The organism is Paraburkholderia dipogonis (assembly GCF_042680985.1).
GTDB classification, from domain to species: domain Bacteria; phylum Pseudomonadota; class Gammaproteobacteria; order Burkholderiales; family Burkholderiaceae; genus Paraburkholderia; species Paraburkholderia phytofirmans.
Genome location: NZ_JBHUFR010000018.1, coordinates 1 through 12,891, shown reverse-complemented (window position 1 = coordinate 12,891; position 12,891 = coordinate 1). Strand labels below are relative to the sequence as shown.

The following is a 12,891-nucleotide window of genomic DNA, read 5'->3' as shown; positions in this document are numbered from 1 at the left end:
CCACGACTCCTGAAATGGCCTCCGCGGGGGAACGCGGAGCTTCAGACGCTAGCGTAGCACCTTGCCCGGATTCATCAGATTCAGCGGATCGAGCGCACGTTTGACGGCGCGCATCAACTGCACTTCGACGTCCTGCTTGTAGTGCATCGCCTCGTCGATCTTCAACTGGCCGAGCCCGTGTTCCGCGCTGATGCTGCCGCGATGCCGGTGCACGCTGTCGTAGACGATCTGGTTGATCGGGCTCTGGTATTGCGTGAGGAACGCTTTCGCGTCGATGCCCTCGGGCGCCTGCACGTTGTAGTGCAGATTGCCGTCGCCGAGATGGCCGAACGTCACCATGCGCGCGCCGGGCACGGCCTGCGCGATCGCCGCGTCGGTTTCCTCGATGAAGTGGCCGACACGCGAGATCGGCACCGCGATATCGTGTTTGATGTTCAGGCCTTCCTCGGCCTGGGCGAGCGGAATGTGTTCACGCAGATTCCAGAACGCGCGCGACTGGCTGAGATTTTCCGCGACCACCGCGTCTTGCACCAAACCGCTTTCGAGCGCCGTTTCCATCAGACGCTCGAACAGTTCGCGGGCGTGCTCCTCGCTTTCGCTGTCAGACAGTTCGAGCAGCACGACCTGCGCGTGCGGCTCGGCGAACGGATAGCGCATCTGCTCGAAATGCCTGCCGACGAGCCGCAGGCAGAAATTGGACATCAATTCGAAACCGGTCAGTAGCGGCCCGGCAACACGCTGCGTGAGCGACAGAAAGTCGAGCGCGGCATGCGGCGACGCGAGCGCGGCGAGCGCCGTGACGCGCGCGGCCGGTCGCGGATGCAGCTTGAGCACGGCGGCGGTGATGATGCCGAGCGTGCCTTCCGCGCCGATGAACAGGTCGCGCAGATCGTAGCCGGTGTTGTCCTTGCGCAGTCCGCGCAGGCCATCCCACAGTTCGCCCTGCGGCGTGACGACCTCCAGACCGAGGCACAACTCGCGCGCGTTACCGTAGCGGAGCACGCCGGTGCCGCCCACATTGGTGGCGAGATTGCCGCCGATCGTGCAGCTGCCTTCGGCGGCGAGGCTCAAGGGGAAGAGGCGGCCGGCCTCGTCGGCGTGCTTCTGCACTTCGGCGAGAATCACGCCGGCTTCGACTGTGATCGTATTGTTGTGCGGATCGATGTCGCGCACCCGGTTCAGACGCCGCAAGCTGATGACCGCCTGCGCGCCGCTCGCGTCCGGCGTGGCGCCGCCGGCGAGGCCCGTGTTGCCGCCTTGCGGAACCAGCGCGATGCGATGTTCGACGGCGAGCTTCACAAGTGCCGCGACTTCGTCAGGCGCGGCCGGGCAGAGCACCGCGCACGCCGCGCCGATGTAGCGGCGGCGCCAGTCGGTCAGGTACGGGGCAGTGTCGTGCGGATCGGTCAGCACCTGCGCGGCGCCGATGGCGTCGCGGCAGGCGGCGAGGAAAGCGGTCTGGGTCATGTTGGTCGGTCAGCGTATTCGGGCGGAAATGTCGGGTGAGGCGGAGCGTTTTTGTCAGCCGGACGGATTGGCGTGGTCGGCGGGCTTGCTTCCGGCGTGATTCGCGGGCCGGGTTGCAGCCTGAGTGGCAGCTTGCTTTGCAGCCTGCTTTGCCGCTCGTTTCGCCGCGCGTTTGAACGGCGCGACGTAGGCCAGCGCGCAGACGAAGAAGACCACCGAGAGCGCGGCTTCCAGCCAGCCAAGCCCCGCGCTTAAGCCGCGCTCGCTCCAGCCACGCACAATGCCCTCGGCAAAATACAGCAGGATCAGCATGGACGCCCATTGCAGCGTGTACAGCCGTTGCCGCCAGACGCCGGGCAGGGCGAGCAGCAATGGCACAGCCTTGAGCACGAGCAACGAACCGCCGGGACGCAGCGGCGCGAGCCACCATTCCCACACGACGGACACGACGATCAGCGCAACCAAGGCAGTAGTGGCGCCGAGCGCGGCGGCGCGATTTCGCGGCACGGGTGCAGCCGCGGCGGTCGTGGGCGCCTGCGTGCCGAGGTCGGCGTTCGACGCGGCCGGCTGGGCGTGCGGCTCGTTCACGGCCTTTCACTCATGGATGCCGCCGTGCGCGCGATGCGTGCGCCGAGCGCGATGGCGAGCGTCTTCTCGTCCGCGGAGATGCCGTGTTCGGCGCTGCCCGCGCGCGCGAAATGCGACGCGCCGTAAGGTGTGCCGCCGGTTTGCGTGGTGCTCAGTGCGCTCTCCGTGTACGGAATGCCGACGATCAGCATGCCGTGATGCAAAAGCGGCAGCATCATGGAAAGCAGGGTGGACTCCTGGCCGCCGTGCAGACTTCCTGTGGACGTGAAGACGCCAGCGGGTTTGCCGGCGAGCGCGCCGGACAGCCATTGCGGCGTGGTGCCGTCGAGAAAGTATTTGAGCGACGCGGCCATGTTGCCGAAGCGGGTAGGCGAACCGAGCGCGAGACCGGCGCAATCTTCGAGGTCGCGCAGCTCGACGTAGGGCGGGCCCTCGGCGGGAATGTCGGGCTGGGTCGCTTCGCAGACGGTGGAGACCGCCGGCACGGTACGCACGCGCGCCTGCATGCCGGGAACGCTGTCGATGCCGTGTGCGATCGCCAGCGCGAGTTCGCGCGTGGCGCCGTGACGGCTGTAATAGAGCACGAGAATGTCTTTCATAGGCCTCATCGGTGAACGGGTATTATAGGGGCTGGGTCCGCTCCACAGGCCGCCCATAGCCATTCGGCCAGGTCTCGCGCGGTCCTGTCATACCGTTGCACGCAGCAAGGAGGTGGGTTTGTTGTCCAGGGTGCGTTTCGATCTCGACACGCTCAAACGGCTCGCGCAATTTGCCGCGCAGCGCAGCAGCGAAGACCGCATTCCGCAGGTGGCCGGCAGCCTCACGTTCACCACCATGCTTTCGCTCGTGCCGCTTGCGACGGTCGCGTTCGCGTTGTTCACCGCGTTTCCGATCTTTGCTTCGTTCCAGATGTCGCTGCAGATTTTTCTCGCCGACCATCTGATGCCCGCGCAGCTCAACAGTCAGATCTTTAACTATCTGAATCAGTTTGCGTCGAAGGCGAAAGGCCTCACGACCATCGGCATGATCTTTCTGTTCGTCACCGCCGTGATGACGATGATGACAGTCGAATCTGCCTTCAATGTGATCTGGCGCGTGCGCAAAGCGCGGCCGATCGCGCAGCGCATTCTGGTGTATTGGGCAATCATCACGTTGGGCCCGATTCTGATCGGCGTGAGTTTGTCGATATCGTCGTATCTGTTCACGCAGTCCATGACCTTCACGGCGGCGCAGCGCATGACGCCCGTCATCGAGTGGGCGCTCACCGGCGCCGCGCTGCCGCTCACCGCGGTCGCCTTCACGATTCTCTACGTTTACCTGCCGAATTGCCGCGTGGAATGGCGCGACGCGGTGATTGGCGGCGTGACCGCGGCGATCGCCTTCGAACTGGCGAAGCGCGGCTTCGGCTATTACGTGCGGCGCATTCCGACCTACACCGCGGTGTACGGCGCATTCGCGGCCGTGCCGCTATTTCTGGTGTGGATGTACCTGTGCTGGTTCATCACGCTCGCAGGCGCGATGATCGCGTCCGCGTTGCCGGCCATTCGCATCGGCCAGTTTCACAGGCCCACCTTCGAAGGCAGCAATCTGTTCGACTCGCTGGAACTGCTCGCACGGCTCTCGGAAGCGCGTGAAGCGGGCAAGCGCGGCTACACCGTACCCGAACTTTCGCGGATGCTTCGGCGCGATATGGACACCACGATCAACCTGCTGCAAAAGCTCGAGGAGATCGAGTGGATCGCGCGCTTGCAGGAGGACGGGCTGCGTCCGCATTTCCTGCTGCTGGCAAATCCGGCGCAAATCACGGTTGAGCGCCTGTTTGAACTGTTCGTGATCGACCACTCGGAACTCGAGTATCAGCTCCAACTGGCGTCCACCCGCGTGGATGGCCAGATGCTGTTGGCGGCGCTGGAAAACGACAAGCTGAAAGTCACACTTGCCGCGTTGCTGGCGGCGCGCGCGGCCGCTCGCGCGGCGCGCGCCGAGCAGAGCGAACCCGGCACGCCTTCCATGCCGCATCAGGCGGCTTGAGTCGCGGAGTGCGTACAGGCCGGCGCTGAAACTAATGCATCGCTACAGCGAAATCTTGCCGACGCAGATGTCCTTGAACATCACCCAGTCGCCCATCAGGCTGTAAAGCGGATGCCGGAAGGTAGCGGGCCGGTTCTTCTCGAAGAAGAAATGTCCGACCCAGGCAAAGCCGTATCCGCAGATCACGGCGGCGGGCAGCCATAGCCAGTCGCCGGTGGCGAGCGCCATGGCGAGACAGCCGATCACGCCGAGCGATCCCACGAAATGCAGCCGCCGCGAGACCGTGTTGCGATGCTCGCTCAGGTAGTACGGATAGAACTCCGCGAAACTCGCGAAGTGATCGGTGTGCGCGGTTTGAGCCATCACGGCCTCCGGATTGCGACGCTTCCCGATGCTCCGGCGTGCGCCAACATGCCAGACACGCGCGCTCGAAACAGGACAGGCTTGACCCATTGTGCGGCTATCGGACGACGCGCGCAACCTGGCCATTCGGCCGATGGCGCGCCGCTCTTCACGCCGTTATCGTGACAACTCGTGACCCTTATCCGACCTCGCGGGGCGCTCTGGAAGCGAAGCCGAAGAGGGCGTCGAGCGTGGCGTCGGGTTGCTCGGACATGAGCGCGTGACCGGCTTCAAGTGTGACTGTGTCGACCGGTACACCGGCTTGCGCCAGGGCGCCGGCGAGCGCTCTGGCGGCGCGCGGCGGCGTCATCGCATCGCGCTGGCCGACGATCAGGCGTGCCGCGCAACGCACTTGCGCGGCGCGGGCGAGGCCGTCCGCGTAGCTGTTGCAGGCGGCGAAGTCGGTGTGGAACAGATTCGGCTCGCCGCTTGCCGAGACGCGTTCCATCAAGCGCTGGTTCATGCCGTGCAGCCAGAAGCCGGGGCCGGGGCAGGAGGGTTTGGCCGCGAAGGTCGAATGCGACCATTGATTGACCATGCCGATCGCTTCGGGCTCACGGTGCAAGGCGGCGTCGAGCAGCGCGTCGGAGACGGCCATCGGAATCGCCGTGGCGAGCAGGGCGAGATGCGTCGTCCGCTCCGGATAGCGGCCGGCGAAGTCGAGCGCGATCAGCGAGCCCATGCTGTGACCGGCTACGAAGGCGCGTTGCACGCCGGCGGCGTCGAGCAGCGCTGCCAGCCAGTCGGCCATGGCCGGCACGGTGGTCAGCGCCGGGCCGCAGCTGCGGCAGTGACCGGGCAGATCCACGGCCAGCACGCTGAAGCCGTGATGCGCGAAGTAGCGGGTTTGCAGCGCCCACACGCTGTGATCGTGCTCGGCGCCGTGGATGAATACGGCGGTCGGCAGGCTCGCATCGAACGCTTTGCCGCCGGTGTAGGCGTAGGCAGCTTTGCCTTGAACGGTCAGGATCATGCGGACTCCGGGCGAGGTTGGGCGGCTGCACCGGCCGCGCCGCCGTGCGGCGCGCTAGAAGCGCTCGAAGCGCTCGCTTTCTGTGCGGCTTTCAACGCGCGCTTGAGATCGTCGATCAGATCGTCGGGATCTTCGAGGCCGATCGAGAGGCGGATCGTCCCTTCGGCGATGCCGGCCGCGGCGAGCGCGGCGGCGTCCATGCGAAAGTGCGTGGTCGATGCGGGATGGATCACGAGCGAGCGTGCGTCGCCCACGTTGGCGAGATGCGAGAACAGCGAAAGCGCCTCGATAAAGCTCCGCCCGGCGACGCGGTCGCCGCGCAGATTGAAGCTGAACACCGCGCCGGCGCCGCGCGGCAACAGGCGCTTTGCAAGGGCGTGATCCGGGTGCGTCGGCAACTCCGGATAGGCGACGGATTCGACCGCCGCGTGACCGGCGAGGAATTCGACCACGCGGCGCGTGTTGGCGACGTGCCGTTCCATCCGCAGAGGCAGCGTTTCGATGCCTTGCAGCAGTTGCCACGCCGCCTGCGGATGCAGGCAGGCGCCGAAGTCGCGCAGGCCCTCGCGGCGCGCGCGCAGAAGGAACGGTGCGACAGTGCTTTCCTCGCTGAACACCATGCCGTGAAAGCCGTCGTAAGGCTCGGTGAATTCGGGGAAGCGCCCGGAGGCTTCGAAGTCGAAGGTGCCGCCGTCCACCAGCACGCCGCCGATCGTCGTGCCATGGCCGCCGAGAAATTTGGTGGCCGAGTGATAGACGAAGTCCGCGCCGTGCTCGAACGGTTTGAGCAGGTAAGGCGTGGTGAAGGTCGAGTCGACCAGCAGCGGCACGCGGTGTTCGTGCGCGATCTGCGCCACGGCGGCGATGTCGAGCACGTCGAGGCCCGGATTGCCGAGCGTTTCGCCGAACAGCAGTCGTGTGTTCGGGCGCAGCGCGGCGCGCCACGCGTCGAGGTCGCCGGGCTTGACGAAGGTCGTCTCGATACCGAAGCGCCGCAACGTGTAGTGCAGCAGATTGTGCGATCCGCCGTACAGCGCGCTGGAGGCAACGATATGCGAGCCCGCGCCCATCAACGTGGCAATGGCCAGATGCAAGGCTGCCTGTCCGCTTGCCGTGCCGATCGCGCCCGCGCCGTTTTCCAATGCGGCGACGCGTTCCTCGAACACGGCCACGGTCGGGTTCGAGATGCGTGAATAGACGTGGCCGGCGCGCTCCATGTTGAAGAGCGCCGCGGCGTGGTCCGAGTCGCGGAACGAAAACGAGGTAGTCTGGTAAATCGGTGTGGCGCGCGCGCCGGTTGTCGGGTCGGGAGCAGCGCCGGCGTGCAGCGCAAGCGTGTCGAAACGGTTGGCGGACATGCTGGGCGGCGAGGCCACGGACGGCCTCGCGAAAGGTGAAAGTGGCGGCCATCCTATCACTGGCATGCAGCGCATCAAGCGCGGTTTTCCCGATGCGCGTGGGCGCGCAAGCACGGCTTCCAACCTGCGAACGCCCGCTGCGCCTTGGTGGGCGGGCCGCTTTCCTTTTATGGGTCTTTCCGCTAGGATCGAAAGACATCGATGCATTACCAGCTTAGCGGGCACTACGGGAGACAGATCATGCGAGTCAGCGACATTCTCAAAGTCAAAGGCAACACCCTATTCACGGTCACGCCGGATACCACGCTGCACGACGCAGTCAACGCCATGGCCGAGCACGACATCGGCTCGCTGGTGGTGATGGAGTACGGCGACCTCGTCGGCATGCTCACATTCCGCGAAATCATGCTGACGCTGAGCAAGAACGGTGGCAGCGTCGGCACGTCGACGATCCGCAAGGTGATGGACGACCATCCGCTCACCTGCACGCCGGAAACGGACGTCAACGAAGTCCGCCGCATGATGCTCGAGCATCACGTGCGTTATCTGCCGGTGCTCGAAAGCCGCACGCTGATGGGCGTGATCTCGTTCTACGACGTCGCCAAGGCAGTGGTCGAAGAGCAGGGTTTCGAAAACCGCATGCTCAAGGCCTATATCCGCGACTGGCCGGAAGAACAGCAGGAGCAGCAGCCGGCGCGTTAATGCGCGGCGATTCACTGCGACGCGCCAGCCGTTGCGGTGAGCGCGAAAAGGCAGTCGAGGCGCGCGCGAAAGCGTGCGCTTTTTTTGTGTCCGGCGCTGGGTTTGGCCTTATGTGGAGTCTTGTGTCCGGTTCGGTAACCGGCTCGACACCAAGGCCGGTGCGAGTCCGCGTGACGGGTTTGCAGTCCGGCACCGCGCGCCGCTCGGCGACCCGGCCGTGCGCGACACCGCGCATCGCACCTTCTTACTTGTCGTTCTTTTAGCCTGCTTCCGGAACTCCATGAGCGATCGTCCGTTACCTGCTGCCCGCCGCGCCGCGCGTCAACACGAGGCGCACGAATCCCAGTTCCGGCTGCTCAGCCAGCGTCGTTTCGCGCCGTTTTTCTGGACCCAGTTCCTCGGCGCGATGAACGACAACGTGTTCAAGATCGGCTTCACGTCGCTCGTCACGTATCAGGCGGCGCGCTTCTCCGGAGTCGATCCGAAGACGGCGGCGTTCCTGATCTCGGCCATCTTCATTCTGCCGTTCGTGCTGCTGTCGGCCACCTCCGGCCAGATTGCCGACAAGTACGACAAGGCGATGCTCACGCGCTTCGTCAAGAGCTTCGAGATCGTCGTGATGCTGATCGGCGGCGCGGGTTTCTGGCTGCATAGCGCGCCGCTTCTGTATCTGTGCACGTTTCTGATGGGCGTGCATTCGACCGTGTTCGGGCCGGTCAAATACTCCTATTTGCCGCAGCATCTGTCGAAGGCGGAACTGGTCGGCGGCAACGGCATGGTCGAAATGGGCACCTTCGTGGCGATCCTGATCGGCACGATCGTCGGGGGCGTGGGCGCGGGTTTCGCCGAACATGGCGCGGTGGTGCTGGCCTGCGCGTGCGTCGCGATCGCGCTGGTGGGGCGCGTGGTGTCGAGCTTCGTTCCCGTGACGCCGGCGCCGCAGGCCGATCTGCGCATCAACTGGAATCCGGTTAGCGAGACGTGGCGCAACCTCAAACTGGCGCGCGAGAACCGCACGGTGTTTCTGAGTCTGCTTGGAATCTCCTGGTTGTGGTTCGTCGGCGCGATCTTCCTGTCGTCGTTTTTCAGCTTCGCGAAGAATGTGCTGTCCGCCGATCCAGACGTCGTGACCGTGCTGCTCGGCACCTTCTCGATCGGCATCGGCCTCGGCTCGTTGATGTGCGAAAAGCTCTCGAAGCGACGCATCGAAATCGGTCTCGTGCCGCTCGGTTCGATCGGCATGAGCGTGTTCGCGATCGACCTGTTTTTCGCGAGCCATGCGTTGCCGCTGCCGGGACATCTGCTGAGCGTCGGCGAGTTCATTGTGCGGCCCGCGCACTGGCGCGTGCTGGCCGATCTGTTCCTGCTCGCCATGTTCGGCGGCTTCTACAGCGTGCCCTTGTATGCGCTGATCCAGAGCCGCAGCCAGCCGAGCCACCGCGCGCGCATCATCGCGGCGAACAATATCCTGAACTCGCTGTTCATGATCGTCTCGTCGCTGATGGCCGTCGCTCTGACCTCGGCGGGTTTCAGCATTCCGGCCATTTTCCTCGTCACCGCGCTGCTCAACATCGTGGTGGCGACCTACATTTACTCGCTGGTGCCGGAGTTTCTGCTGCGCTTCATCGCGTGGGTGCTGGTGCACACGTTCTACCGGATTCGCCTCGTGCATGCCGAGCGGATTCCGGAAGAGGGCGCGGCCGTGCTGGTCTGCAATCACGTGAGTTTCGTCGACGCGATCGTCATCATGGCCGAAAGCCCGCGACCGATCCGTTTCGTGATGGACCACCAGATCTTCAAGTCGCCCTTTGCCGGCTGGGTGTTCCGTCACGCCAAAGCGATTCCGATCGCGCCCGCGCATCAGGATCCCGAGGTGCTGACGCGCGCCTATGAGCGCTGCGCGCAGGCGCTTGCGGAGGGCGATCTGGTCTGCATCTTTCCGGAGGGCAAGCTGACCAGAACCGGTGACATGAATCCGTTCCGTCATGGCGTCACCGAGATCATCCGGCGCACGCCGGCGCCAGTCATTCCCATGGCGCTGCGCGGCCTATGGGGCAGCGTGTTTTCGCGCGCGGGCGACGCGCGCTGGCCGCGGCCGATCCAGAAGGGCGTCATGAGCCGTCTCACGCTGGCGGTAGGCGAGCCGATCGAACCGCAACTGGCGACGCCGGAGACGTTGCAGCAGATCGTCACCGAGTTGCGCGGGGCGCGCAAGTAGCGCGGCCGCAGCGCTGAAGTCCGCGCGCGGCGTCACGGAAAACGAAAGATGCCCGCGCGGACGCCGGAGAGGCGCAAGGTGCTGGAATGCCAGCGCCGCCCGAACGCCGATAGTTCGCGCAAGTAGCGCGCAATATTGGCGCAGAAATTCCTGACGTGCGATGTTTTGCGCGGCCGCGCCTAACTGACCAGGGCAGAGGCGGCGATGCGAACAATCCTACATGGCGCAGCGAATGTCCCGACAAGCCAGGTGATCCGGCGGAAGCGCCTGCCCATGCACGCCCTGGCCGATCGGCCAACGCGACTGCGCGGCGCGGTCCAGCCGCCACGGGGCTGGCATAATAGCGTCTTCCCCGCATTTCTTTGGACGACGCCCATGTCCGGCAACACGCTCGGTACGCTTTTCACTGTCACGACCTTCGGCGAATCGCACGGCCCCGCTATCGGCTGTGTGATCGACGGCTGCCCGCCGGGCATGGCGCTCAACGAAGCCGACATCCAGTTCGAACTCGACCGGCGCAAGCCTGGCACGTCGCGCCACGTCACGCAGCGTCAGGAAGAAGACAAGGTCGAGATTCTGTCGGGCGTGTTCGAAGGCCAGACCACCGGCGCGCCGATCGCGCTCTTGATCCGCAACACGGACCAGCGCAGCAAAGACTACGGCAACATCGCCGACACGTTCCGCCCGGGCCACGCCGATTACACCTATTGGCAGAAATACGGCATCCGCGACTATCGCGGCGGCGGCCGTTCGTCGGCTCGTCTCACGGCGCCGACGGTCGCCGCGGGCGCGGTTGCCAAGAAGTGGCTGCGCGAGAAGTTCGGCACGGAGATTCGCGGCTATATGGCCGCGCTCGGCGAGATCGACGTGCCGTTCGTCGATTGGGCACACGTGCGCGAGAACCCGTTTTTCGCGCCCAACGCGCAGATCGTGCCGCAACTGGAAGCGTACATGGACGCGCTGCGCAAGGACGGCGACTCGATCGGCGCGCGCATCAACGTCGTGGCGTCCGGCGTGCCGGTCGGCCTCGGCGAGCCGCTGTTCGACCGCCTCGACGCGGACATTGCGCACGCCATGATGGGCATCAACGCGGTGAAGGGCGTCGAGATCGGCGCGGGCTTTGCCAGCGTCGCGCAACGCGGCTCGGTGCATGGCGACGAATTGACGCCGGAGGGCTTCGTCGGCAATCACGCGGGCGGTGTGCTCGGCGGTATTTCGACTGGACAGGACGTGACGGTGTCGATCGCGATCAAGCCGACGTCGAGCATTCGCACGCCGCGCCGCTCGATCGACAAGGCGGGGCAGCCGGTCGTCGTCGAAACGTTCGGGCGGCATGATCCGTGCGTCGGCATTCGCGCCACGCCGATCGCTGAATCCATGCTCGCGCTGGTGCTGATCGACCATGCGCTGCGTCATCGCGCGCAATGCGGCGACGTGGCCGTCAGCACGCCGAAGATCGCGGCGAGCGCGCCTTAACGAGCCTGCTTCAGCGCCTCTTTAGCCGTTCTGCGTGAGCAGTGCCGTCTCCATGACCGATCTCAATTCCGGGCCGTCCGCGAGCGCCCTCGCGGGCCTGCGTGCGAGTGCCGCCGCGCCCGATGCCGCCGCCGGCGACTGCCTGGCGTTCGGTCAGGCGCTGCTGCAACACGCCGGCCGCGACAAGGCGAGCCAGCGCGAGGCACTTGCTGCGCTGGTGCGCGCGTATCAACTCGATCCTTCCTGCGAACCCACACTGCTGCATACGATTGCGCAAACGGCGTTCGTCTTGCGCGACTGGGCGCTGGTCGACTCGGCCACCGGCCTGCTGCTCGCGCGCCACGCCGAAGACGCCAACGCGTTGATCTGGCGCGCGGCGGCCGTCCAGCAGCGCGACGACTTTGCCGCGGCCGAGGCGCTGTTGCGCGAAGCCGTGCGCGTCGTGCCGGGCAACCCGGTGGCGCTTCACAAGCTGGCGTTGTGCATCAAGGAGCAGGCGCGCTTCGCCGAGGCCGAGGGCTTGCTGCGACAAGTGCTGACGCTTTCCCCGGACAATGCCCATGCGTTGTTCGATCTGTCGGAACTCGAGATTCGCAGCGGGCGCTTTGCCGAAGGCTGGGCGCATTACGAGTCGCGTATCGCGTTTGCCGCGGGCGAACTGAATAACGCGCAGCAAGCCCTCGCGGCGATCAGCGCGCATTGGCAGGGCGAATCGCTAGCTGGCAAAACGCTCGTGGTGTACGGCGAGCAAGGCAACGGCGATTGCCTCTGGGCGGTGCGGTTTTTGCCGCTGCTCGCCGAGCGGGCGCGGCGCGAGGGCGGCCGGGTGATTTTCGGCCACGACGGACCTCTGCGGCATCTATTCGAACGAATGCTGCCCGCCGATTTGCCGCTCGAAACGAGTCTGGAGACGCAGCCGGACTTTCATTGCGGGCTGATGAGCCTGCCGCTGCGGCTCGGTATTGTCGGCGCAACCGGGTGGGGCGCACCGTACCTGAGCGCTGATGCCGCGCTTGAGCAGGCATGGCGTGAACGAGTCGAAGCGCATATGGCCGGCAAGCGGGGCAATCGCAAGGTCGGTCTGGTGTGGAACGGCAATCCGGACCATATCCGGGACATGCGGCGTTCGGTGCCGGTCGGGCAAATCGAACCGCTGTTGGATGTAGCCGGTGTGACCTATTTCGCTGTGTCGCCGGGGCGCGGAGAGACGGTCGCGCAGTGGCGCGCCAAGGGTCTCGACGTCGTCGATCTGACGCATCATTTTCAATCAGGCTTCGACGATGTCGCGGCGTTGCTGACGAATCTGGATCTGGTGGTCACGATCGATAGCGGGCCCGCGCATCTGGCGGGGGCGCTTGGCGTGCCGACCTGTTTGATGATCGACCACGTCTCCGCCTGGTTCTGGGGCGATGGAACGCCAAAGACGGCCTGGTACGATTCGATTGAGCTGGTTCGACAGCCACGCGTCGGCGACTGGGCGCCGGTGGTGGCGAGGGTGCGGGAGCGGGTTGACGCGGTGGAACGGCGTTGAGTTCCTGCCTTCGCAGCGCCGGCATTTAGAAGCAGGCGCTGCGAAGGCAAGTGAAGCATCGATTACATGTTCGGATAGTTCGGACCGCCGCCGCCTTCAGGCGTGACCCATACGATGTTCTGCGTCGGGTCCTTGATATCGCACG

Annotated in this window: 12 protein-coding genes; 5 read left to right on the top strand and 7 right to left on the bottom strand. The window is 65.3% G+C overall.

All coding sequences use genetic code 11. From position 1 onward, the window contains the following. Positions 1–48: 48 nt before the first annotated feature. The 3 genes from ACFSNN_RS23685 to wrbA all read right to left on the bottom strand — a co-directional run bounded on the left by ACFSNN_RS23685 (position 49) and on the right by wrbA (position 2,654). On the bottom strand, positions 49–1,467 hold the full coding sequence (locus ACFSNN_RS23685; protein ID WP_134458406.1) for an FAD-binding oxidoreductase: 1,419 nt from the start codon (positions 1,465–1,467) through the stop codon (positions 49–51). A 54-nt stretch (positions 1,468–1,521) separates the two neighbouring features. Further along, positions 1,522–1,974: a DUF2069 domain-containing protein gene (locus ACFSNN_RS23680; RefSeq protein WP_244322864.1), complete on the bottom strand. Its 453-nt coding sequence runs from the start codon at positions 1,972–1,974 to the stop codon at positions 1,522–1,524. 77 nt (positions 1,975–2,051) lie between these two features. Continuing rightward, complete coding sequence (gene wrbA / locus ACFSNN_RS23675) at positions 2,052–2,654, bottom strand: NAD(P)H:quinone oxidoreductase (protein ID WP_134458410.1); 603 nt, start codon at positions 2,652–2,654, stop codon at positions 2,052–2,054. Positions 2,655–2,772: 118 nt separating this feature from the next. On the opposite strand from wrbA, the gene ACFSNN_RS23670 reads away from it, so the two are divergent. After that, the gene (locus ACFSNN_RS23670; protein ID WP_208949507.1) at positions 2,773–4,086 is read left to right on the top strand and encodes a YihY family inner membrane protein; all 1,314 of its coding nucleotides are present in this window, start codon (positions 2,773–2,775) and stop codon (positions 4,084–4,086) included. Positions 4,087–4,128: 42 nt separating this feature from the next. Here the strand turns inward: ACFSNN_RS23670 and ACFSNN_RS23665 are convergent, their stop codons facing one another. The 3 genes from ACFSNN_RS23665 to ACFSNN_RS23655 all read right to left on the bottom strand — a co-directional run bounded on the left by ACFSNN_RS23665 (position 4,129) and on the right by ACFSNN_RS23655 (position 6,819). Further along, the gene (locus tag ACFSNN_RS23665; protein ID WP_012433756.1) at positions 4,129–4,449 is read right to left on the bottom strand and encodes an Mpo1-like protein; all 321 of its coding nucleotides are present in this window, start codon (positions 4,447–4,449) and stop codon (positions 4,129–4,131) included. 178 nt (positions 4,450–4,627) lie between these two features. After that, entirely contained in the window at positions 4,628–5,461 is an 834-nt protein-coding gene (locus ACFSNN_RS23660; RefSeq protein WP_134458412.1) for an alpha/beta fold hydrolase, read from the bottom strand. After that, positions 5,458–6,819: an O-acetylhomoserine aminocarboxypropyltransferase gene (locus tag ACFSNN_RS23655; protein ID WP_134458414.1), complete on the bottom strand. Its 1,362-nt coding sequence runs from the start codon at positions 6,817–6,819 to the stop codon at positions 5,458–5,460. The genes ACFSNN_RS23660 and ACFSNN_RS23655 overlap by 4 nt, the downstream gene beginning before the upstream one ends. A 240-nt stretch (positions 6,820–7,059) precedes the next feature. Between ACFSNN_RS23655 and ACFSNN_RS23650 the strand changes: the two genes are divergently transcribed. The 4 genes from ACFSNN_RS23650 to ACFSNN_RS23635 all read left to right on the top strand — a co-directional run bounded on the left by ACFSNN_RS23650 (position 7,060) and on the right by ACFSNN_RS23635 (position 12,746). After that, a complete protein-coding gene (locus ACFSNN_RS23650) occupies positions 7,060–7,521 on the top strand; it encodes a CBS domain-containing protein (protein ID WP_012433753.1) in 462 nt (153 codons plus the stop codon). Between the two features lie 280 nt (positions 7,522–7,801). After that, entirely contained in the window at positions 7,802–9,739 is a 1,938-nt protein-coding gene (locus ACFSNN_RS23645; RefSeq protein ID WP_134458416.1) for an MFS transporter, read from the top strand. Between the two features lie 375 nt (positions 9,740–10,114). After that, a complete protein-coding gene (aroC, locus tag ACFSNN_RS23640) occupies positions 10,115–11,215 on the top strand; it encodes a chorismate synthase (protein ID WP_106309582.1) in 1,101 nt (366 codons plus the stop codon). Between the two features lie 52 nt (positions 11,216–11,267). Continuing rightward, positions 11,268–12,746, top strand: coding sequence for a tetratricopeptide repeat protein (locus ACFSNN_RS23635; protein ID WP_134458418.1), 1,479 nt, complete (start codon positions 11,268–11,270; stop codon positions 12,744–12,746). Between the two features lie 62 nt (positions 12,747–12,808). Here ACFSNN_RS23635 and ACFSNN_RS23630 read toward each other — a convergent pair. After that, a partial coding sequence (locus ACFSNN_RS23630; RefSeq protein ID WP_200878033.1) for a 4Fe-4S dicluster domain-containing protein occupies positions 12,809–12,891 on the bottom strand: 83 nt, incomplete at its 5' end.

Coding starts and splice junctions, on each gene's coding strand:
- ACFSNN_RS23685 (WP_134458406.1), bottom strand. CDS start 1,467: ATGACCCAGACCGCTTTCCTCGCCGCCTGCCGCGACGCCATCGGCGCC.
- wrbA (WP_134458410.1), bottom strand. CDS start 2,654: ATGAAAGACATTCTCGTGCTCTATTACAGCCGTCACGGCGCCACGCGC.
- ACFSNN_RS23665 (WP_012433756.1), bottom strand. CDS start 4,449: ATGGCTCAAACCGCGCACACCGATCACTTCGCGAGTTTCGCGGAGTTC.
- ACFSNN_RS23660 (WP_134458412.1), bottom strand. CDS start 5,461: ATGATCCTGACCGTTCAAGGCAAAGCTGCCTACGCCTACACCGGCGGC.
- ACFSNN_RS23655 (WP_134458414.1), bottom strand. CDS start 6,819: ATGTCCGCCAACCGTTTCGACACGCTTGCGCTGCACGCCGGCGCTGCT.
- ACFSNN_RS23650 (WP_012433753.1), top strand. CDS start 7,060: ATGCGAGTCAGCGACATTCTCAAAGTCAAAGGCAACACCCTATTCACG.
- ACFSNN_RS23645 (WP_134458416.1), top strand. CDS start 7,802: ATGAGCGATCGTCCGTTACCTGCTGCCCGCCGCGCCGCGCGTCAACAC.
- aroC (WP_106309582.1), top strand. CDS start 10,115: ATGTCCGGCAACACGCTCGGTACGCTTTTCACTGTCACGACCTTCGGC.
- ACFSNN_RS23635 (WP_134458418.1), top strand. CDS start 11,268: ATGACCGATCTCAATTCCGGGCCGTCCGCGAGCGCCCTCGCGGGCCTG.